General features: G+C 72.1%; 20 protein-coding genes and 1 pseudogene. 8 read left to right on the forward strand and 13 right to left on the reverse strand.

Annotated features, from left to right (window positions below):
- Positions 1–173: 173 nt before the first annotated feature.
- The 11 genes from RM540_RS12855 to RM540_RS12905 all read right to left on the reverse strand — a co-directional run bounded on the left by RM540_RS12855 (position 174) and on the right by RM540_RS12905 (position 11,090).
- The gene (locus tag RM540_RS12855; protein WP_311664725.1) at positions 174–626 is read right to left on the reverse strand and encodes a DUF2147 domain-containing protein; all 453 of its coding nucleotides are present in this window, start codon (positions 624–626) and stop codon (positions 174–176) included.
- 429 nt (positions 627–1,055) lie between these two features.
- A complete protein-coding gene (locus RM540_RS12860) occupies positions 1,056–1,667 on the reverse strand; it encodes a nucleotidyltransferase family protein (protein ID WP_311664727.1) in 612 nt (203 codons plus the stop codon).
- Complete coding sequence (locus RM540_RS12865) at positions 1,664–2,173, reverse strand: nucleoside-triphosphatase (RefSeq protein WP_311664729.1); 510 nt, start codon at positions 2,171–2,173, stop codon at positions 1,664–1,666. Before RM540_RS12865 ends, RM540_RS12860 begins: the two co-directional genes overlap by 4 nt.
- The gene (locus RM540_RS12870) at positions 2,170–3,342 is read right to left on the reverse strand and encodes a hypothetical protein (RefSeq protein ID WP_311664731.1); all 1,173 of its coding nucleotides are present in this window, start codon (positions 3,340–3,342) and stop codon (positions 2,170–2,172) included. Before RM540_RS12870 ends, RM540_RS12865 begins: the two co-directional genes overlap by 4 nt.
- Complete coding sequence (locus tag RM540_RS12875) at positions 3,339–4,571, reverse strand: XdhC family protein (protein WP_311664733.1); 1,233 nt, start codon at positions 4,569–4,571, stop codon at positions 3,339–3,341. The genes RM540_RS12870 and RM540_RS12875 overlap by 4 nt, the downstream gene beginning before the upstream one ends.
- Positions 4,561–6,936, reverse strand: a complete 2,376-nt coding sequence (locus RM540_RS12880; RefSeq protein ID WP_311664735.1) for a xanthine dehydrogenase family protein molybdopterin-binding subunit — start codon at positions 6,934–6,936, stop codon at positions 4,561–4,563. The genes RM540_RS12875 and RM540_RS12880 overlap by 11 nt, the downstream gene beginning before the upstream one ends.
- Positions 6,933–7,946 (reverse strand): FAD binding domain-containing protein, encoded by a 1,014-nt coding sequence (locus tag RM540_RS12885; RefSeq protein WP_311664737.1) that lies wholly within the window; start codon positions 7,944–7,946, stop codon positions 6,933–6,935. The genes RM540_RS12880 and RM540_RS12885 overlap by 4 nt, the downstream gene beginning before the upstream one ends.
- Positions 7,943–8,494: a (2Fe-2S)-binding protein gene (locus RM540_RS12890; RefSeq protein WP_311664738.1), complete on the reverse strand. Its 552-nt coding sequence runs from the start codon at positions 8,492–8,494 to the stop codon at positions 7,943–7,945. The genes RM540_RS12885 and RM540_RS12890 overlap by 4 nt, the downstream gene beginning before the upstream one ends.
- 433 nt (positions 8,495–8,927) lie before the next feature.
- Entirely contained in the window at positions 8,928–9,077 is a 150-nt protein-coding gene (locus tag RM540_RS12895; RefSeq protein ID WP_311664741.1) for a hypothetical protein, read from the reverse strand.
- A gap of 113 nt (positions 9,078–9,190) precedes the next feature.
- Entirely contained in the window at positions 9,191–10,600 is a 1,410-nt protein-coding gene (locus tag RM540_RS12900) for an NAD(P)/FAD-dependent oxidoreductase (RefSeq protein WP_311664743.1), read from the reverse strand.
- A gap of 73 nt (positions 10,601–10,673) precedes the next feature.
- Positions 10,674–11,090, reverse strand: coding sequence for a cupin domain-containing protein (locus RM540_RS12905; RefSeq protein WP_311664745.1), 417 nt, complete (start codon positions 11,088–11,090; stop codon positions 10,674–10,676).
- Between the two features lie 166 nt (positions 11,091–11,256).
- On the opposite strand from RM540_RS12905, the pseudogene RM540_RS12910 reads away from it, so the two are divergent.
- From RM540_RS12910 to RM540_RS12945, 8 genes and pseudogenes are all read left to right on the forward strand, one after another.
- A pseudogene (locus RM540_RS12910) lies at positions 11,257–11,718 on the forward strand (DUF5996 family protein); the annotation flags it as partial.
- Between the two features lie 97 nt (positions 11,719–11,815).
- On the forward strand, positions 11,816–12,757 hold the full coding sequence (locus RM540_RS12915) for a VOC family protein (RefSeq protein WP_311664749.1): 942 nt from the start codon (positions 11,816–11,818) through the stop codon (positions 12,755–12,757).
- A gap of 184 nt (positions 12,758–12,941) precedes the next feature.
- Positions 12,942–13,910, forward strand: coding sequence for a ring-cleaving dioxygenase (locus RM540_RS12920; protein ID WP_311664751.1), 969 nt, complete (start codon positions 12,942–12,944; stop codon positions 13,908–13,910).
- Positions 13,911–13,981: 71 nt separating this feature from the next.
- The gene (locus RM540_RS12925; protein ID WP_311664753.1) at positions 13,982–15,448 is read left to right on the forward strand and encodes an aldehyde dehydrogenase family protein; all 1,467 of its coding nucleotides are present in this window, start codon (positions 13,982–13,984) and stop codon (positions 15,446–15,448) included.
- Positions 15,441–16,088 carry an antibiotic biosynthesis monooxygenase gene (locus RM540_RS12930; RefSeq protein WP_311664755.1) on the forward strand — a complete coding sequence of 216 codons (648 nt, stop codon included), beginning with the start codon at positions 15,441–15,443 and terminating at the stop codon, positions 16,086–16,088. The genes RM540_RS12925 and RM540_RS12930 overlap by 8 nt, the downstream gene beginning before the upstream one ends.
- Positions 16,089–16,164: 76 nt before the next feature.
- On the forward strand, positions 16,165–16,647 hold the full coding sequence (locus tag RM540_RS12935) for a redoxin domain-containing protein (protein WP_311664757.1): 483 nt from the start codon (positions 16,165–16,167) through the stop codon (positions 16,645–16,647).
- A 243-nt stretch (positions 16,648–16,890) separates the two neighbouring features.
- Positions 16,891–17,880: a phosphate acetyltransferase gene (pta, locus tag RM540_RS12940; RefSeq protein WP_311664759.1), complete on the forward strand. Its 990-nt coding sequence runs from the start codon at positions 16,891–16,893 to the stop codon at positions 17,878–17,880.
- A gap of 12 nt (positions 17,881–17,892) precedes the next feature.
- Positions 17,893–18,738: a nitrilase-related carbon-nitrogen hydrolase gene (locus tag RM540_RS12945; RefSeq protein ID WP_311664761.1), complete on the forward strand. Its 846-nt coding sequence runs from the start codon at positions 17,893–17,895 to the stop codon at positions 18,736–18,738.
- 30 nt (positions 18,739–18,768) lie between these two features.
- Here the strand turns inward: RM540_RS12945 and RM540_RS12950 are convergent, their stop codons facing one another.
- Both RM540_RS12950 and RM540_RS12955 read right to left on the reverse strand, forming a co-directional pair.
- The gene (locus tag RM540_RS12950) at positions 18,769–19,257 is read right to left on the reverse strand and encodes an RES family NAD+ phosphorylase (protein ID WP_311664762.1); all 489 of its coding nucleotides are present in this window, start codon (positions 19,255–19,257) and stop codon (positions 18,769–18,771) included.
- The gene (locus tag RM540_RS12955) at positions 19,257–19,712 is read right to left on the reverse strand and encodes an antitoxin Xre-like helix-turn-helix domain-containing protein (RefSeq protein WP_311664764.1); all 456 of its coding nucleotides are present in this window, start codon (positions 19,710–19,712) and stop codon (positions 19,257–19,259) included. Before RM540_RS12955 ends, RM540_RS12950 begins: the two co-directional genes overlap by 1 nt.
- Positions 19,713–19,831: the final 119 nt, after the last annotated feature.

Raw genomic sequence — 19,831 nt, forward strand, 5'->3', positions numbered from 1 at the left:
GAGACGCACCGCTTTGACCGCCCCGCCCCGCCCCGCTGGACGCGCTTGGCACCGACCCCGGCGTCGGCTTGCCGTTCGCAGTAGGTCGAGGTCCGAGCTCTCGTTAGAATCCGTGTCGCCGCCCGGAGTCGGAAGGTCGCCGTCAGCTTGCACGCGGGCCGTGCCTGACACCTCTACTGCGCGCGCCGCCAGGTTTGCGTGCGACCGAGAGCGCGGACGCCGACGTACCCGCGGACGCGGAGCTCGTCGCGGCCGTCGAGCTTCAAGATGCCCTTGTACCGCTTGGCGTTCGTCGGGTCGGTGATGCGCCCGCCGGAGAACTCTCCGCCGTCCCACTCCATGCCCTCGATGAGCGGAACGGTGCGGAGATCTGCCCCCTCGAACTCCCCAATGCACTCGCCGCAGAGGTACTGGGGCTGCGGAGACTCCTCCGTCGGCAGGATGCGAACGATCCGCCCGCGGAGCACGCCGCTGGACTCGGTGAGACGGACGACGGACTGGGGCTCGTCGCCGTCGTACGTCGTCCAGTCGCCGAGGTAAGCGCGCGCTCCGGGGGGCAGCGACTGCGCCGAGACGGTTGGGGCGACGAGGAACGCTGCGAGGACGAGGAGGACTGTTCGGAGCATGAGACGAAGAGTGGTGGACGTCGACGCTAGCTACAAGCCGCGCGCCAGACGTTCCATCGGGCCGTAGAGATTCCCGAACCACGTCTTTCTACTCCGGCTGTCCTCCCATCTGGACGCCTTTGGTCACCACACGCCTCTCGGGCGACAAGTCCTCAAGCGGGAGTCGCGGTGGCGGCATCCGCTTTCAGGCAGTTTGCTCACATGCGATCGAGCACGTGTAGCGAACCGGGAAGGTCAGGTGAGACGAGGACTGAGCGTCGTCCCTACTCCTGGATCTTTGAGTTCGTGCGCCCTCCTCCGCCCCGCCCGAGCGGCCTCTACGACGTCCTCTCTCCCGCTGGCAGGAGACATCGCGCAGCGTCGGCGCAGCCAGGGGGCGGGGTGGCGCATCGACCGTGAGATCTGGTATTGGGGCTCCGGCGGTCGTCTCTACAGAGCCCGCACGCGCCGTCGGAGCGTGGCGAGTGCATGGGGCGTGTCGGCGTCCATCGTCACCCCCTCGTCGCCGGTGTCGACTCGGACGAGGCTCGCGGTGTGCTCGATCAGGACGGCGCGGGCGCCGTCGTCGCCGCGTAGGCGCAGGAGGTCGGGGACGAACGCCTTGGAGAACACGACCGGGTGGCCGGGCTGCCCTCGCCAGATCGGGCGCACGATGGCGGGCGCCGGGGACTGGCGCCAGACCTCGGCAAGCCGCACGAGCGTTGCGGTTTGGACGAGCGGCACGTCGCCAAGCAGGACCACTACTCCGTCGAGGTCCGGGTCGAGGTCGGCGACGGCGACGCGCATCGACGCGCCCATGCCGTCCCGCCAGCGCGCGTTGTGGACCGTTCGAACGCTCCGCGCCTGCGCGACGGCGCTGACGGCACTGCGGTCGTATCCGCCCACCACGACGGCGTCTGCGAACATCGCGTCGGTCGCGAGGTCGAGGACGTGGTCCAGGACGGGCCGGCCGGCGAGGTCCGCGAGCAGCTTGTTCTCACGCCCCATCCGCGACGAGCGGCCGGCGGCGAGCACGACGGCCCCCAGGCGGCGCGCGCTCACAGGGCGGTCTGGGCGGGGTGGAGCCTCGGTCCGCCTGGGAGCCGGTCCCCCAAGCGCACGACGTCCGCGTCACTCAGCCCGAGGTCGGCGACGGCGCGGTCCAGGAGCGTCTCGCGGACAACCAGGAGCAAGCGCGGGCTGCCTGGCTGGCGCGCGCGCGCGATGGCCGGCCCGACGGCGTCGGCCAGTCCTTCGCCCCGGAGCTCCAGCGGGCCGACCTCGTCGACTACGAGCCAACTCCCGGCGCTGTCGGCGCTGTCGACGCGGGCACGCGCCCAGGCGAACGTGGCGGCAGAGAACGCGAACCGGCCGACACGCACAACCTCGTCACCCGGCTCTGCTTCGAGCGGTCGCGTCTCGCCCGACGCTAGAGACAGCACGTGCCGTCGGCCGTTGATCACTGGTTGCAGCACGCCAGCGGCGCCCGGTATAGCACCGTTGGCGAAGACGCGGCGCAGGGCAGTGGTTTTGCCCGTCTGGATGGGGCCGGTGAGGACGACGATCATGGGGCATCGGGTCTCTCCCCGCGGCGCTCCCCGCTGGTGAGGGCGGCGGCCGAGACGAGAACCGCGAAGGCGAGCGGGCGTGCTCCGCCGCGGCCCCGCGTCTTGCGCCACGCGAGCCCCGCGATGGCGCGGAGCTCGGGGATCTGTTCGGCCGCGCGTGCCACGTCGGCGCCGCGCCGGGACCGACCAGCGAGCCGGTGGACGAGCCGAAGCGCGAGCGGCGCCACAACGGTCGTCCACAAGGCGAGCAGCACGGCCGCGCGCACGACGGCCACAGCCGCGTCGGCTGCGGGCCGTGCGCTCCCCTCGGTCAGCCCGAGCGCGGCGTAGGCGGCCAAAAGGAGGGCCGCCAGACCGAGGCGGCGGATCGGTGGCCGGGCGTACCACGGCCGCGGCGTGCGCGCCGCGCGTGCCGTCCGCTCATCGGAGCGGTCCCGCCCCGCCCGTGCGAGGGCCACCGCGCTGGGCCGCTGAGCGGCTCGGAACGCCCGCTTGGGGACGCGCGCCGCCAGCACGCCGACCACCCCGCCCACCACGAGGTGAACGCCGATGTAGACCGACACGAGCCACACGCTCCCCGACCCCGCCCCGCCCAGGTCGGCGCCTACGACCGCGCCGAGCTGACGGGTTGCCAGGTCCACGAGCGCGTCGACGGCGTCCCAGAAGGCGGCCCCGAACAGGATCGTCATCACCAAGACTCGCTGGACGGCCGACTCAGCGAGCGCGACGACGCCCAGCACGAGCGGCCCCAGCCGTCGGCCCAACGTCGGCAGGGCGAGCGTGGCAAGTCCACCCTGGAACGCGACTGCGAGGTACGCGCCGACGGGGCTGTGCGGGCTCGCCGCCGCTTTCACGCCGAGCACGACGGCCGTCGCCCCGAGCAGCGTCCGGCGCACGGAGCGGCCGTCACGCCGCGCCGCCTCGGCAATCAGCGCCAGCAGCACAACGGCGCTCGACCCGACCAGTAGGCCGGTCAGCGGCAGGCGCAGTGCGTGGAGCGCACCGCCGAGCCCGACCTCGACGAGCCCCCACAACGCCGTTAGCCGTGCGACAGCGTGTGATCCTCCGGCTCGGTGCCCGTCGGGCGTATCCGTACGGTGCGCCTCGTCGCTGGCCGTCATGGGCGCGAGCTCCGGCGGCGCGCCGTCGGCGAGGGAGGGGGGCGTCACAGGAGAGACGCTCGCGGCCGATCCGAGTTGGTGGTGAGCCGCGAGTCCGCCTCTGTCCGGATCTTGGACGTCCAGGTCTTGGAGTGGCTCAGGATCTCGGCGCACGTTGCGAGCGCAATCTCCTCGGGCGTCTCGGCGCCAATGTCGAGGCCGACGGGCGACGAGAGCCGGCCGGCCGTGAGCGTCACGCCCGCCTCGGCCAGGTCCGCGACCAGACGCGCTGTACGCTCCCGAGAGCCAAGGAGCCCGAGGTAGGGGACAGCAGCGGCGCTGAGCGCCCCGACCAAGGCCCGGTCGCGCTCGAAGTTGTGCGTCAGCACCACGACCGCCGTCCGGTCGTCCAGGTGCCCCGCGAGGTCGGACGGCTCTGGGACGGCTAGCGCACGGTCTGCCTCGGGGATCGCAGCGGCGACCTCGGGCGCAGAGCTCGCGCCGACGGCGACGGTCTCCCAGCCCAGCAGCGCCGCCTGCCGGACCAGGGCGCGGGCGTCGGGGCCTGTCCCGGCCACGGCAACGCAGACCGGCGGCCGGACGACCTCGATGCGAACCACGACCTCGCCCGCGTCGCTGGGTACCGCAACCGTCCGACTGGCGCCCGCCGCGAGCGCGCCGACGGCCTCAGCCATGAGCGCCGCACGCAGCGCGGAGTCTTGGACTGTGCCGTCGACGTCGCCGTCGGCGCGGGCGAACAGGTGGCGGCCGAGGTGTACCTCTGGCCCCCCGGTGACGAGCGCCAGCGCCCCGGTCCGGCGCGACCGGAGGGCGTGCGCGACGGCGTCGAGCGGTCCGGCGTGGCCCGGGCGAACGGGTTGGACGAGGACCGTGACAGTCCCGCCGCAGCCGATCCCGAACGCGGCGCGGTCGCCGTCACCCAGGCGCGACGTGAGCGCGACCGTGCGCGGCCGGCCCGTGCGGACGGCGTCGAGCGCGTGCCACGCGACCTCGCCCTCCAGGCAGCCGCCCGAGATCGAGCCCAGGGTTTGGGGCCGAGGGACCTGCGCCCAGGTGTGCAGCGCGTCCGTGACGGACGCGAAGTCGGTCACCGGGTCCGGCACCACGAGCAGGCGCGCACCCTCGCGGCGGAACGCCGAGCCCTCCACGCCGACGACCGACGCGACGGCGAACGGACGCCTGTCGGCCCGCAGCGCGGCGTAGTCGGCTAGGAGCGCGCGCAGGCTGTTCGGCGCCGAATGGCCGGCCGGCCCAGCGTCCAGGCCCTCAGACGGCATGGAGCACCTTGTCCAGCGTCGCCGGCAGGCTTAGGACGCGGACGCCCGTCGCGTGGGTGATGGCGTTGATAACGGCCGAGGACGTGCCGACGGTCGCGATCTCGCCCACACCGCGCGCGCCGAGCGGGTTGAGTTCGTAGTCCGGCTCGCCGACAAAGTGGGCCTCGATCTCGGGCGCGTCGCGGTTGGTGAGCGCGTGGTACTCGGCCAGCGTGTCGTTGGCGTAGCGGTGGAAGTTCGGGTCGAGGATCGCCTCCTCCATCAGCGCCATCCCGATGCCCATTACCACGCCGCCGATGGTCTGGGACGCCGCCGTGGTCGGGTTGATGACCTTGCCCACGTCGTTGACCGCCACCACCTTCTCGACGCGCGGCTCGCCCGTCCTCGCGTCCACGCGGACGCGCGCGAACACGCAGCCGTACGAGTGGAAAACGTAGTCCGACGGCATCAGCATCTGGAGCTTGTTCGGCCCCGACGCCGCCGTGGCCTCGACGGGCTCACCGTGCCGCCGGACGGCGTCCATCAGCGTCTCGCGCCCACCCGGCCCGATCAGCTCGCCGTGCTCCAGGCGAACGTCGTTCGCGCTGGCGCCCGCCAGCGGCGAGGCGTCGTCGTCGATGGCCAGTTCGATGACGGCCTGGACCGCGGCCTGGCACGCGGCCCTGACGGCGGGGCCGACCGAAGCCATCGTCATGGAGCCGCCGTGGACGGGCGCGTGCGGGAAGTCGGAGTCGCCGAGCGCGAACCGGACCTTGTCGAGTGGCAGGCCCAGCGTGTCGGCGGCCACCATCGTCATCGAGACGTAGGTGCCCGGCCCCATGTCGGAGGCGGCCGTGTGGACCTGGGCCGTCCCATCAGGCAAGAGCCGCGCCGACGCCGACGCCTTGATCCGGTTGGCCGGGTAGAACGTCGACGACACGCCCAGCCCGACCCAGTCGTCGCCGTCGCGCATCGAGCGCGGGGCGAGCGGGCGGTCGGCCCAGCCGATCTTCTCGGCGCCCAGGTCGTAGGCCTCGGCGAGGTGCTTGGACGAGAACGGCGTGCCCTGGACGTCGTGCGTCGCGTTGTTGCGGCGGCGTAGCTCCAGCGGGTCCATCCCCATCTCAGCGGCCAGCGCGTCCATCGTCACCTCCAGCGCGTGCGCGCCCGAGCACTCGCCCGGCGCCCGCATCGAGGTCGGCGTCTGGACGTTCAAGGGCACCAGCCTATAGGTCGTGCGCAGGTTGGGCGTGGCGTAGGCCATCCGCGTGGTGTTGAGCAGGTTCATCGTGTACTCCTCGTACACCGACGTCTCCTGCCAGCCCTCGTGGATCACGCTCTGCAAGCGCCCGTCGGCGTCGGCCCCCAGCCGGACGCGCTGGAGGTTGTGCGGCCGGTGGCCGACCGACGTGAACATCTCGGCCCGCGTCAGCACCAAGCGGACCGGCCGGTCTAGCTCGCGCGCCGCCATCGCCGTCAGGAACGTGTGCGGCCATGTCCGCAGGCCCGAGCCGAAGCCGCCGCCGGTAAACGGCGTAATCACCCGGACGCTCGACTCCCGAATGCCCAGCACGCTCTCGACGGCGTCCTTGGCCGTGTTGAGCGCGTCGACTTTAAGGTCAATCTCCTCCTGGCGGATGCCGAACGCGAGCGCCAGCTTGTGGCGCGCGTTGTCGACCCATTGGGTTTTGTCGTGGACTGTGAGCTTGTTGCCCTCCCACCACGCAATCGTCGCGTGCGGCTCGATGGGGTGGTTGACGAGGGTCTTGATCTCGATGTCCAGGTCGACGGTGTGCGCGGCGGCCTCGAACGCGGCGTCCGGATCGCCCACCGTCACGTCGGACGGGCGGCCCGTCATCGTGCTGTTCTCGGCCGGCTTCTTCGGCGCCGAGACGCGCGGCGTGTCCTGCTCCTCGTCCGCTTCGGGCCGCTGGCGGGCGGCGTGGAGATTGGTGTCGGCTGGCGCCTCGTCGACCGTGACGCGAACCAACGTCGCCGCGTGCTCCGCCTGCTCCAGCGTCTCCGCCACGACCACGGCCACGGTCTGGCCGCTGAAAAAGATCTGGTCGGTCTGGAGCGGACGCAGCGGATCGCCCACCTGGGGCTGCACCTGGGGCCGCATGACGGGCTCCTCGTACGGAAGCTCAGGCGCGTTGAGGTGCGTGAACACCCGGACGACGCCCGGCGCCGCCTCTGCCTGCTCCGTGTCGATGGACGCGATCCGGCCGCTGGCGGCCATCGTGGTCACCAAGACGCCGTGCGCCAGCTCCGGCCCGAAGTCTTTGGAGAACTCGGCGGCGTACGTCGCCTGTCCCGAGACCTTGAGCGGCCCGGTGACGCGGCGCGTGGCCTGGCCGATGATGGGAGTGGTCTGGGTCGTGGTCATCGGGCATCACCGGATGCGCGCTGCGCGCGTGCGAGCGCCTTGCCTAGGGCGACGGCGACGGTGCGCGGGGCGAGAGGAATCTTGAAGTCGTTGTGGCCGTAGCCGGTCGCGTCGGCGACGATGGCTTCGCCCGCTTGGCGGAACGCGTCGTCAGTGGCAGGGCCGCCGCGGAGCAGGTCCTCGGCGTCGAACGCGCGCCACGGCTTGTGCGCCACCCCGCCCAGCGCCAGCCGCACGTCCTCGACCTGGCCGTCGGCGCCAAGCGCCAGCCCAGCGGCGACGGAGACGAGCGCGAAGGCGTAGCTCTGGCGGTCGCGGACCTTGACGTAGACCGACTGGCGGCTCGCGTCGGACGGCGGCGGAAGCGTAACGGCCGTGATGATCTCGTCGGCCGCGAGCACCGTCTCGACGTCGGGCGTGTCGCCGGGCAAGAGGTGGAAGTCGACGAGGGGGACCTGGCGCTGGCCGCCCCGCCCCTCGATCTCGACCGTGGCGTCGAGCGCTGCCAACGCCACGCACATATCCGACGGGTGCGTGGCGATGCACGCGTCGCTCTCGCCCAGGATGGCGTGGATGCGGTTGAAACCGTCTTTGGCCGGGCAGCCCGAGCCGGGCTCGCGCTTGTTGCACGGGTAGCCGGGCTCGGTGAAATAGTAGCAGCGCGTCCGCTGGAGCAGGTTGCCGCCGGTCGTGGCCCGGTTGCGCAGCTGCTGCGAGGCGCCGGCGAGCGTCGCCTCCGACACCATCCGGTAGTCGCGGCGGACGCGGTCGTGCGCCGCCAGCGCTGTGTTCGACACCAGCGCGCCGATGCGCAACCCGCCGTCGTCCGTCTCGGCGATCTCCCCCAACGGCAGGTCCTGCACGTCGACGAGGTGGTCGGGCGTCTCGACGCCCTTCCGCATCAGGTCCACCAGGTTGGTGCCGCCGCCCAGCGGCGTCGCGCCGGGCTCGGCCAGCAGCGCGAGCGCGTCGGCGACGGAGGCGGGTTTGTGGTAGGTAAAGGGCGTCATGCGGAAGCGGGCGGGGTGGTCTGGGCCGCGTGGCGGAGCGCGGCGCGGATGCCGGGGTAGGCGCCGCAGCGGCAGATGTTGCCGCTCATGCGCTCGGACAGCTCCTCGTCGGACAAATGGGCGGCGGAGTCGGGCGACAGGTCCACGTCTACGACGCTCGGCTGGCCGGTGGCGGCCTCTGCCAGCAGCGCGACGCCGGAGACGATCTGGCCCGGCGTGCAGTAGCCGCATTGGAACCCGTCGTGCTCGATAAACGCGTCCTGCAGCGGGTGGAGGTGGCCGGGCATCCCGATGCCCTCCACCGTCGTCACCTCCTGGCCGTCGCAGGTCACCGCCAGCACCAGGCACGCGTTGACGCGCTCGCCGTCGAGGAGCACGGTGCAGGCGCCGCACGCGCCCTGGTTGCAGCCCTTTTTGGAGCCGTTGAGGTCGAGCCCCAAGCGCAACGTGTCGAGCAGGCTGGCGCGCGGGTCTACGGAGAGGTCTCGGGACTCGCCGTTGATGGTGATCGCAACGTCTACAAGAGGCGAGTCAGAGGGGGCAGGCATGGGCGTATGTACGAAAGGATGTGCGCGCCTGTCGGGCGTACGATGGCCGAGTGCGGCGCAGGCGCCGTAGGAGCACACTACTGAGACGTCCGAATGGATCGGCTCGCGGTCTGGAAGCTAGCCTAGGGGCTGACGCATAACCGAAGGGGTTTCCCGTAGGTGCGTGAGAGTGAGCACCTGCGACGGCTTGTACCAGGTCGCTGACTTTCTACCTCATGCTCCAACGCCTTCAGAGGAGTTCCCCTCCTAGACACCGCGAAGCGACGGCGCAGTCAGGAGGGGCCAGGGGTGGTGGATGGGCGGGGCGGGGCGGCTCGGGTGAGGCACAAACCTTCAGAGCTGGTGTTACGCCGACCAGAGCGAGCTGCAGTCCCAAGCCTCGGGGATCACGCGGAGGTTCGGGAGGTGGGGGACGTGCAGAGTGCGATCGTCATCAAGCGCGGGGCCGGCACGGCGCGCCAACCGTAGCGACGGAGCGGACGCTGGGGGTCTGGGCCGCGGCGAGCAGTACGGCCGCCCCGCCCATGAACCGCGCGGCGGCGAGGTCGGCCACGTTCGACGAGACGTGGGTGTCGAAGGTCACCGTTAGACTGGCCCAGCCTGGAAAAGTCGAACCGGAGCACGGCTAGGGCCGCGGTCGTTGTCGAAGCGAAGCGTGCGGGAGCGCATAGGATAGGGGGGAGGGTGGAGGGCCGGTTACGGTTGCGCTTCGGCGGGCGGTGCGTCGACGGCGCGCTGGAGGAGGCCCGCCACGCGCTCGCGGTTGAGCACCAATCGCGCCGAGCGGTCGTAGGTGAAGTAGTTGTAGACCCAGTTGACGTAGACGTTGGCCCGGTTTCGGAAGCCGATCAGCAGGGCCAGGTGGAGCCAGGCCCAGGCTTGCCACGCCACGTAGCCGGTCAGCTTGATCCCGCCGGGCACCTCAGCCACGGCGGCACCACGCCCGATGGTCGCCATGTTCCCTTTGTCGGTGTAGCGGAACGGCTTGGCGTCCGGCGCCTCGCCGCGCGCCTCGGCGGCCAGCCGCCGCGCCACGTACCGAGCCTGCTGCTGGGCGACCGGCGCGAGCTGGGGCAGCGGCTCTACGCCGGCCGCGACGTCGCCGACGGCGTAGACGCCCGTGTGACCGGGCACCGACAGGTCCGGCTCGACGGCGATCCGCCCGCCGCGGCCTTGCTCCACGCCCAGCGTCGCCGCCAGCCCAGCCGCCTGGACGCCCGCCGCCCACAGCACGGTCTGGGCCGGGACGCGCTCCCCGTCGATGATCGCCGCCGTCGCCTGCCCGCCCGCGCCCTCGACGCGCTCGACGGCGGCGCCCAGCCGGACCTCGACGCCGCGCTTGCGGATCTGGTCGAGCGCGTACTGACGGAGGTCGCGGTCGTAGACCGAGAGGACGCTGTCCCCGGCCTCGGCCAGGATCACGCGCGCGCGCGACAAGTCGAGCTCGGGGAAGTCCTGCTGGAGCACCATGTCGAACAGCTCCACGAGCGCCACCGACATCTCGACGCCCGTCGGCCCGCCGCCGACGAGGACGAACGTGAGCGCGCCGCGGTCGATCTCGTCCGGGTCGAGCGTGGCCCGCTCGAACCGGCGGATGGTGTGGCTCCGCAGCGCGACGGCGTCTTCCAAGTGTTTGAGGCCGAAGGCGAACTCCTCCACGCCGGGCACGCCGAACGACGCCGTCTCGGCGCCGGCCGCGATGACCAAGCGGTCGAACGGGATCGGCTCGCCCTGGGCCGTCTGGAGCTCACGCCGCTCCCAGTCCACGCCGGTCGCCCGGGCCATCCGGAACCGGGCATTCGCCTGGCCCTGGAGGACGCCGCGGACCGAGTGCGCGATCTCCTCGGGCTCCAGCGCCGCCGTCGCCACTTGGTACAGGAGCGGCTGGAAGAGGTGGTAGTTGTTGCGGTCGACGAGCGTGAGTTCGACGGGCTCGCCGTCGAGCTCCTGGGCCAGGCGGAGCCCGGCGAACCCGGCGCCGACGCAGACGACGCGCAACGGCCGTCCGCCGGGCGGTGGTGACGGGTGGCGGCGCCAGCGGCGCAGGGCGGCGGTGCCCAGGCCGAGGGCGCCGGCGGCGAGGAGAGCAGTCCGGGTGCGAGGCATACAGACGATGGGTTGGGGGAGGCGGAGGTGTATGTCGGGCGGCCGTCGGCGTTCAGCATCGCTCTGCTGGCTGTTAGGCTTCGGCCGCGAGCGCGCCGGCCGCGAGCGTGACGAACACGGACCGGCGCGGACCCGCCGACAGCTGCCGCGTCTTGTGGCCGTGGCCGTCGACGTCCTCCACCAGCAGGACTTCGCCTGGCCCGAACCTCCGTACGTCAGGCGACCCGACCGGCTGGCCGTCGGCGTCGCGCTCGGTGCAGGCGATCTCAATCTCGCCGTCGAGCAGCAGGATCAGTTGACGGGCCGGGGCGGGGTGGTAATCCCAGTCGTAGTCGTCGTCGGTCTCGCGGAACTGGGCCGTCCCGGCGTCGGCGGCGTCGCTCATCCGGCCGATGACGCCCTGGTCGGTCAGGGGCACGTCGGCCGTGACGAACCGGGTGCCGCCGGCGGCGGTGGAGACGATGCGGGTGAGGCGGAAGACGTCGGGCATACGGAGGCAGAAAGAGGGGAGGGCAACATGGACGCCTTAGGTCGGCGCCGAGACCCGCTCTGCGACTAAACCGAACGGGCGAACACGATTTTGGGAGCATCGACCACGGCTGACAAGGCACCCGTGCCGTTCTTCCTGCATGATCACCGTCGCACATCCGCCCGACGACACGGAGCACGCGGCCTACGACGCCGACGCGGCGCAGCGCCACTGGCGCGTGCTCGTCCAGGCCCACCGCGTGTTCACCGACTTCCGCGCCCGCTTCCTGGGCAAGGTGAGCCCGGTCCACTTCTTCTGGGGCGCCTTCGACCTCGCCGTCACGCGGTTCTCCGGCCGCGAGGCGCCGACGCACCCCGGCGGCGTCCCCAACTGCGCCGACTGGGTGATGGAGGAGGCGTACTCGCGCGAGCTCTCGAGCGCCGGCTTCTGGGCGGGCGCGGGCCTGGGCGGGGCGGCGTACTTCCACGACGACCTGGGCGAGTTCGTGCTGCCGTACGAGGCGGTGCGGACGGCGGACGACCCGGAGGCGGTGCTCCTGGCGTTCCTGCAGAGCACGTACGAGGCCGCCGCCGACCTAGCAGACTGGGACCAGGCGGGGCTGGAGCGCGAGTCGGCCCCTCCGGCCTGACGGCCCGCGCGACCACGCGGCCCCTACGTCCCCACCCCGCCCGGCCTCTACTGCCCGTCCCCGCCCCGCCCCTACCGCTCACCCTCCGTTCTCTGCCATGTCCTTCCGCACGCCCGGCCTCCACCACGTCACCGCCACGACAGACGGCGACCAGGAGGACCTCGACTTTTTCGCCGGCACGCTCGGCCTCTCGCTCATCAAGCAGACCGTCAACTTCGACGACCACGACGTCTACCACTTCTACTACGCTGACGCCGCCGGCACGCCTGGCAGCGTCATGACGACGTTCCCCTACGGCCGCCGCGACGTGCGCCAGGGCCAGGACGGGGTTGGAATCACGAGCCTGGTGGCGTTCTCGGCACCGGTCGGATCGCAGACGTTTTGGGAGCAGCGGTTCGCCGAGCGTGGCGTCGCCACCGAGTCCGCCGAGGTGATGGGACGCCCGGCGCTTCGGATCAGTGACCCGTCCGGCCTGCCGCTGGCGGTCGCGTTCGGCGAGGACGACCGCGCCGGCGCGCCGGGCCTGGACGCCGAGGTGGCGCTCCGCGGCGTGCTGGGCGTGCAGCTCCGCGTCCGCCAGGCCGCGCCGGTCGCTGCGTTCCTGGCCGACAGCTTTGGGATGGAGGTGACGCAGACCGAGACGGGCCATCTCGCCCAGGCCGAGGGCGGCGGCCCGGGGCAGATGGTCGAGCTCGTCGAGGACGCCTCGGCGCCGGAGGCGAAGAACGGTCTGGGCACGGTCCACCACGTCGCCTTCCGAGCGCGGACGGACGCCGAGCGCGACGCGCTCCACGACCGCCTAGCGGCCGAGGGCGTGAAGGTGACGGAGACGAGGGACCGCTCCTACTTCCGGTCGATCTACTTCCGCGACCGCGAGCGGACCGGCGGCGTGCTGTTCGAGGTCGCCACGGACGGCCCCGGCTTCGACCTGGACGAGCCCGCCGGCGCACTCGGCCGCGAGCTCCGCCTGCCGCCGGGCGTGGACGACGAACAGGCGGTGCGCGAGGGCCTGCCCGACGTCGCCGTCCCGACCCCGTAGACACGACCGCACGCGCTCCCCGAATGCGGCTCGCCGTCCTGATGATCGTTCAGTTCGACTCGGAGCGCGACGCCACGACGCCCTGCCGGTTCGACTGACAGGGTCCTGCACACTCTCACCGTCGTCGACGCGTCCATCTGCAGGTCCAGAGGACGTAACCCACGTAACTCAGCCATACGAACCCATGGAACCCCACGCACACAAGCCTGCCACCCACGGCCTCCACCACGTCACCGTCATCGCCGGAGACGCTCAGGAAAACGTGGACTTCTACACCGGCACGATGGGGATGCGCCTGGTCAAGAAGAGCATCAACCAGGACGCCCCGGACGTCTACCACCTCTTCTACGCCGACGCCGTGGGCACGCCCGGCACCGACCTCACCTTCTTCCCCATCCCGACCGCCAGCCGCGCGAGCGCCGGCCCGGGCCAGGTCGTCGAGGTCCCGCTCGCCGTGCCCACCGGCAGCCTGGACTTCTGGCAGGAGCGGCTGGGCGAGCACGGCGTGACGACGGGCGAGGTCGAGACGCGGTTTGGCGAGCGGGCGCTCCCGTTCGAGGACCCGCACGGCTTGCGGCTGGCGCTCGTCGAGACCGACGACGAGCGCCCGTTCGTGCCGTGGGGGCAGAGCCCGGTTCCGGCCGAGCACCAGGTGCGCGGCCTGCACGCCGTGCGGATCTGGGAGCGTGGGACGGAGCCCACCGAGACGCTCCTGACGGCGGTGATGGGGATGGAGAAGGTCGGCGAGGACGGCGACTGGCACCGCTATGCGGCGCCGGGCGGCGGCTCGGGCACGTACGCCGACGTGAAGGTGGTCGCCGACGCCGCACCCGGGCGGGGTGGTGCCGGGGGCGTCCACCACGTCGCCTGGCGGATGCACGACGACGACCAGGAAGACGTGCTCCGGAGCTACATCGAGCGGGTCGGCCTGCGCCCGTCCCCGCCCATCAACCGCTTCTGGTTCCGGTCCGTCTACTTCCACGAGCCGGGCGGGGTGCTCTTCGAGCTCGCGACCGATGGCCCCGGCTTCGCTCGCGACGAGGACCCCGAGCACCTCGGCGAGACGCTCGTTCTTCCGCCGTGGCTGGAAGCGCAGCGGGAGCAGATCGAGGCCGGCCTTCCCGTCCTGGACACGCCCCACGTCGGCACCTGAGCCCGCGCCGTCTGACGTCCTGCTCCGTCGCGGCACTTCGACCCTACCTCCTTACCACAGCCTACGCTCTCATGTCATCCTCCGACACCCACGCTCGCCACTGGATCGGTGGCGAGTGGGTCGACTCCGAGACCCACACCGACAGCATCGACCCGGCCACCTACGACGTGATCGGCACGTACGCCGACGGCGGCGAAGCCGAGGCGCAAGCCTGCACCGCCGCCGCCAAGCGCGCCTTCACCGAGACCGACTGGTCCACCAACCGCCAACTCCGCGCTCAAGCGCTCAACGAGATGGCGGACCGCTTCGAGGCGGCTACCGACGAGCTCGTCGAGATCTTGTCGCTCGAGAACGGGAAGGTGAAGGACGAGGCGCGGTTCGAGGTCACCATGGCGCCGTCCAAGCTCCGCTTCTACGCGGCGCTGGCGCTCGCCGAGGGCGGCCGGGCCGTCCAGGTCGCGGCCGGCAAGTACACGACCGTCTACCGGGAGCCGATGGGCGTGGCCGGAGTGATCGCGCCGTGGAACTCGCCCATCATCCTGTTTATCCGCTCGCTCGCGCCTGCGCTCGCGGCCGGGACGACCGTCGCGGGCAAGCTGCCGGGCCAGACGGCGCAGACGAACGCAGCGATGTACCGCGTCTTCGCGAGCGTCGAGAGCCTACCGGCGGGCGTGCTCAACGTGTTCCACGAGTCCGGGCCGGACGGGTCGAAGGCGCTCGTCGCCTCGCCCGATGTGCCGACGATCAGCTTTACCGGGAGCACCGCCACGGGCGCGGCCATCCTCGAAGCGGGCGCCCCGATGATCAAGCGCTTCGGCCTGGAGCTCGGTGGGAAAACGCCCCACGTCGTCGCCGCCGACGCCGACCTTGACGGGGCGCTCCCGGTCATCGTGAAGTCGCTGACCACGTTCGCGGGCCAGTTCTGCATGACCGGGAGCCGGCTTCTCGTCGAGCGCCCCGTTTACGACGAGGTCCGCGACCGGCTCGGCGAGATGCTCGCGGCCGTCAAGGCCGGGCCGGCCGCCGATCCAGAGAGCGACATGGGACCGCTCATCGACCGGCCCAACGTCGACCGCGTCGACGAGATCGTCGAGAAGGCGATCGCCGAAGGCGCGACGGTGGTGACGCGCGGCGGACCGATCACGGAGGGGCCGCTCTCGAAGGGCGCCTTCTACCGGCCGACGCTCCTGGAGGTGGCCGATCCCAAAATGGACATCGTCCAGGAAGAGACGTTCGGGCCGGTCTTGACGATGCAGGCGTACGATTCGGAGGACGAGGCCATCGCGCTCGCCAACGACTCCATCTACGGGCTCGCGGCCGCCGTATGGTCGACGGACGTCGACCGCCCGCTCCGGCTCGCGCGGCGCATCGACGCCGGGACGGTCTGGATCAACAACTGGGCCGTCATCTACGACGAGAGCGCCGAGGGCGGCTACAAGCAGAGCGGGCTCGGCCGCCTCAACGGCGTGGCCGCGATGGAGGACTTTGTCGAGTACAAGACCGTCATCCAGGAGCTCTCTGTCGTGGAGCGTGCCTAGTCCGCCGCCCGCCCGCCTCGACGCCGAGGCGGGCGCGGTCGCGGAGGTCGGCCCCGCCGCCGTCGCCGTTGTGCAGCGCGTTCCCCGGTGGGAGCGCGAGCGCTACGAGTCGTGGCTCGCCACGTTCCACCGCGTCGTGGCCGACCGTCCCGGCTTCCAGTCGGTCGACGTGGTCCGTCACTCCGAAGGAGACGATATCCTGTACACCGTCCTCACGCGGTTCGACGGGTCCGCGGCGCGCGACGCGTGGCTCGCGTCGGACGCGCTCGCCGACCTCCGCCAGACGCTCGGCGAGATCGCCGGGGCGCACCGCGTGGTCCAGCAGGGGACGGGCCGCGAGCTGTGGTTCGACCTCGCCCCGCCGGGCGCACGCGCGCCGTTCTGGAAGCGGGCCGTGCTCAGCGCGGCCTGCGTCTACCCGCTCCTGCTGATCGCGAACGCGACCCTCGGCCGGCTCCTCGGCCGCTTTCCCGCCCCGCTGGCGCTGGCCGTGACGGTCGTCGTGCTCTCGTGCGTCCTCACCTATCCCGTGATGCCGCTCGCGACGCGCTGGGCGCGGCCGTGGCTGTACAACAGAGGGAAAGAGCCCACAGGAGGCGCCACAGAGAGAGGTCCGGCCTCGCCCCCCTCGGTGGAGTGAGCGGCCCACGGCCGCCCCGCCCCAGAACCCCGCCCCGCCCCATGCGTCCACCCCGCCCCTCACCACCCTTGCCCCCATGGCCCTGAAGACCGGCGACCGCGCCCCCGACATCCAGCTCTACGACGACGCCACCGAGCCGTTCTCGCTCCAAGACGCCCTCGCCGACGGCCCCGTCGTCGTCCTGTTTTTCCCCGGCGCCTTTACGAGCGTGTGCACGACCGAGCTCAACACGGTCGGCAACGACTACGACCGCTACCGCGACCTCGGCGCGACCGTCGTCGGGATCTCGACCGACTCGCCGTTCGCGCTCGCCGAGTTCAAGAACGTGAACGGGCTGCCGTTCCCGCTCCTCTCCGACCACGAGGGCACGGTCTCGGCGGCCTACGGGGCCAAGTACGACAACGACTTTACGCCGATGGGCCTCGACCGCATCTCGAAGCGGGCGGCCTTCGTCGTCGGCGAGGACGGCACGATCCGCTACGCCGAGGTGCTCGACAACGCGGGCAACCAGCCCGACTTCGACGCCGTCCTGGGCGCGCTCCAGGCGGACGCCGCCTAAGCTCCGCCCCGCCCAGCGGGGACGCGCTTTCTCCACCCCGCCCGCGGCGCTTGTGTCGGGCGGGGTGGAGGTAGGCCTCCCGAGCGGGGCGGTCACGTTCGAGGCCGCGACGCGTCTGCGGTGTCTCGCGTGCCGAGACCGCATGGCCCCACGACACGCACGTCGTTGCTCGGGCGGGGTGGAGCGCCGCTTTGCCCGCGATCACCTCATGGGCGTTTGTCCGTTATTGCAAAATCTAGTATCATGTTCTCTATCACCGACCTCCACGACCGCGCGCGCGCGCTGAACAAAAAGATCGCGCTCCCCGAGGGGACCGACCCGCGCACGATCCAGGCCGCGCTGTGGCTCGCCGAGCGCGGCGTGGTCCGCCCCGCCCTCGTTGGTCCCGAGGCCGAGGTCCGCGCTGAGGCCGAGCGGCAGGGGACCCCGCTGCCGCCGTCGATCTCGGTCGTGGACCCGGCGACGAGCCCGCGCGCCCAGGACTACGCGCAGGCCCTGTTCCAGAAGCGGAAGCACCGGGGGATGACGTACGAGCAGGCGCGCGAGGCCGTGCACGACGTGTTGTACTGGGGCGACCTCATGGTCGACGCCGGCGACGCCGACGGATGCGTAGCCGGCGCGGCGCACCCGTCGCCCGACGTGGTCCGCGCGGCGATCCACGTGCTGGGCGTGGCGGAGGGCTCGGCGCTCGTGTCGTCGTTCTTCCTCATGGTGCTCCCCGACGGCCGCCCGCTGACGTACGCCGACTGCGGCGTGAACCCGTACCCGTCGCCCGACGAGCTGGCCTCGATCGGCCTCGACGCGGCCCAGAACCACCGCTTCCTGACGGGCGAGGAGCCGCGCGTGGCCTTCCTGTCGTTCTCGACCAAGGGCTCGGCCGAGCACGACCTCGTCGACCGCGTGCGCCAGGCGACCGAGACGGCGCAGCAGAAGCGGCCGGACGCGGCCATCGATGGCGAGCTCCAGTTCGACGCCGCCTTCGACGCGGCGGTGGGGGAGCGGAAGGCGCCGGGAAGCGCCGTCGCCGGCCAGGCTAATGTGTTCGTGTTCCCCAGCCTCAACGCCGGCAACATCGGCTACAAGATCACGCAGCGCGTGGGCGGGGCGGAGGCGTTCGGGCCGGTCCTGCAGGGGCTCCGCCTCCCGGCCAACGACCTGTCGCGGGGGTCGGACTGGGAGGACATCGCGAACGTGGCGGCGATCACGGCGCTCCAGGCAGGCGCGCTCGATTAATCCGTTATTGCAGTGAAACTAGCTGTCATTCAGTTCGACGTCGAAAAGGGCGGGGTGGAGGCCAACCTCGCCCACGCCGAGTCGCTCCTGCACGAGCAGGGCGGGGCGGAGGCCGACCTCGTCGTGCTCCCCGAGCTGTTCGCGACCGGCTACTTTTTCGACTCCACGGAGCAGGCCCACGCGCTCGCCGAGCCGGTCCCCGACGGCCGGACGGTGCGCCGCCTCGAAGCGTGGGCGCGCGAGACCGGCGCCACGTTCGTTGCCGGCCTCGCCGAACGGGCGGGGAGCTCTCGCCGCCCCGCTCACTACAACAGCGCCGTCGTGGTGGCGCCGCGCGGCTGGCTGGGGACGTACCGCAAGACGCACCTCTACTACGAGGAGACGCAGCACTTCCGCCCCGGCGACACCGGCTTCCCCGTGTGGACCGTCGCGGATCGGGCGGGGCGGCCCTACCGGCTGGGCGTCATGGTCTGCTTCGACTGGTTCTTCCCGGAGTCCGCCCGAGCCCTCGCGGCGGGCGGGGCGGACGTGGTCGCGCACCCGTCGAACCTCGTCCTCCCGCACTGCCCGGAAGCCATGCCCATCCGCGCCCTCGAAAACGGCGTGTTCACGGCGACCGCCAACCGCACGGGGTCGGAGTCGAACGGCCGCGAGACGCTCACGTTTATCGGCCGCAGCCGGATCTGCTCGCCGCGCGCCGAGGTGCTCGCCGAGGCCCCGCGCGTGGGCGACGCCGTGCTCACGGCCGAGGTCGACCCGCACGACGCCCGCGACCGCCAGCTCAACGCGTACAACCACCGTGACGACGACCGCCGCCCCGCCCTCTACGCGTCCTACGCATCGAGCGGGGTGGGCTGAGTGGGGAGGCGCGTAGGTCCCGCCCCGCCCTCACGGCCGGCTCAGCCGCGGGTCGACCGGAAACGGCTCGGGGTCGCCGGCCCCGATCTGCCGGAAGTCGGGGTGCGTGGGGTTGAGGAGCACGTTCCACTCCCGCGGCACGACGACGGACGGAACGACGAGCGCGGCCGAGCGCTGCCCGTCGAACCACGCCGTCCCCAGCGCCTGCGTCGACGGCGGGTGCGGCCACGCCTGCCAGTCGGCGGGGAGGTCGTCGAGGTCGACGCGCTCCACCAAGCCGGCGGGGACGTCCAGGGGGACGGCGACGTAGGCCGCCCGGAGCAGCTCGGTCCGGTCGACGTGGACGAGCGTTTCGAGGAGCGCGAGCGAGGCCGACGAGGCCGCGTAGACGACGGGCCGCCCGCGCGCGTGCCACCGCCCCGCCCGCAGGGCCGAGCCGATGCCCGAGAGGGCGGAGCCGGCGTACTTCGCCTTCGTGAGCCGCCACGCGCGGAGGTCTCCGCTGGGACGTCGGGCCACTACGCGGCGGCCGTGAACTCGACCGCGTAGAGCGCGTCCTCGACCGCGCGGGCGCCGGGCGCCGTGTCGGCGTGGCGGAGCGGGGGTTCGCCGCCGAAGAGCGCGTGGGGCTCGGTCATCCACTCGGCCCCGGCCCGGTCGTCGCCGAGGGCGACCGCGGCCATCTCGGCGAGGCGCGCCGCGCGGAGCAGGCGGTCCGACTCGTCCGTCGCCAGCCGCCCCGCCGCCCGGCGACGTGCGAGCGTTCGGGGGGCGATCCCCAGCGCCTCGGCGAGCGCGGGCGCTGGGAGCGCGAGCGCCTCGCGGAGCGCGTCGAACGCGCGGGCGGGAAGGCCAGCGCGGACCGCGCGGGCTAGACGGACCGGCCCGTCGACTCCGTCGAGGCCGAGCAGGCGCGACCCGTCCAGGGCGTCGAAGGGGACGGTGTCGAGGTCGGGCGGGGCGGTCGTTCTCATGGGAGCGCGCGGGAGGCGAGCGGAAGGTACGTGCCACATGCCTCTTGGTTTCGGCACATGGCACGCGACCCTGAACACCACCGTTCTCGCTCCCCACCCCGCCCGTTCTGGTGCGGACG

The sequence above is a fragment of the Rubrivirga litoralis genome (genome assembly GCF_031846415.1).
Taxonomy (GTDB): Bacteria; Bacteroidota; Rhodothermia; order Rhodothermales; family Rubricoccaceae; genus Rubrivirga; species Rubrivirga litoralis.

Excerpts from the sequence above, each read along its gene's own strand:
- RM540_RS12855 (WP_311664725.1), bottom strand. The coding sequence starts at position 626 with ATGCTCCGAACAGTCCTCCTCGTCCTCGCAGCGTTCCTCGTCGCCCCA.
- RM540_RS12865 (WP_311664729.1), bottom strand. The coding sequence starts at position 2,173 with ATGATCGTCGTCCTCACCGGCCCCATCCAGACGGGCAAAACCACTGCC.
- RM540_RS12875 (WP_311664733.1), bottom strand. The coding sequence starts at position 4,571 with ATGCCGTCTGAGGGCCTGGACGCTGGGCCGGCCGGCCATTCGGCGCCG.
- RM540_RS12880 (WP_311664735.1), bottom strand. The coding sequence starts at position 6,936 with ATGACCACGACCCAGACCACTCCCATCATCGGCCAGGCCACGCGCCGC.
- RM540_RS12885 (WP_311664737.1), bottom strand. The coding sequence starts at position 7,946 with ATGACGCCCTTTACCTACCACAAACCCGCCTCCGTCGCCGACGCGCTC.
- RM540_RS12890 (WP_311664738.1), bottom strand. The coding sequence starts at position 8,494 with ATGCCTGCCCCCTCTGACTCGCCTCTTGTAGACGTTGCGATCACCATC.
- RM540_RS12900 (WP_311664743.1), bottom strand. The coding sequence starts at position 10,600 with ATGCCTCGCACCCGGACTGCTCTCCTCGCCGCCGGCGCCCTCGGCCTG.
- RM540_RS12905 (WP_311664745.1), bottom strand. The coding sequence starts at position 11,090 with ATGCCCGACGTCTTCCGCCTCACCCGCATCGTCTCCACCGCCGCCGGC.
- RM540_RS12915 (WP_311664749.1), top strand. The coding sequence starts at position 11,816 with ATGTCCTTCCGCACGCCCGGCCTCCACCACGTCACCGCCACGACAGAC.
- RM540_RS12920 (WP_311664751.1), top strand. The coding sequence starts at position 12,942 with ATGGAACCCCACGCACACAAGCCTGCCACCCACGGCCTCCACCACGTC.
- RM540_RS12925 (WP_311664753.1), top strand. The coding sequence starts at position 13,982 with ATGTCATCCTCCGACACCCACGCTCGCCACTGGATCGGTGGCGAGTGG.
- RM540_RS12935 (WP_311664757.1), top strand. The coding sequence starts at position 16,165 with ATGGCCCTGAAGACCGGCGACCGCGCCCCCGACATCCAGCTCTACGAC.
- pta (WP_311664759.1), top strand. The coding sequence starts at position 16,891 with ATGTTCTCTATCACCGACCTCCACGACCGCGCGCGCGCGCTGAACAAA.
- RM540_RS12955 (WP_311664764.1), bottom strand. The coding sequence starts at position 19,712 with ATGAGAACGACCGCCCCGCCCGACCTCGACACCGTCCCCTTCGACGCC.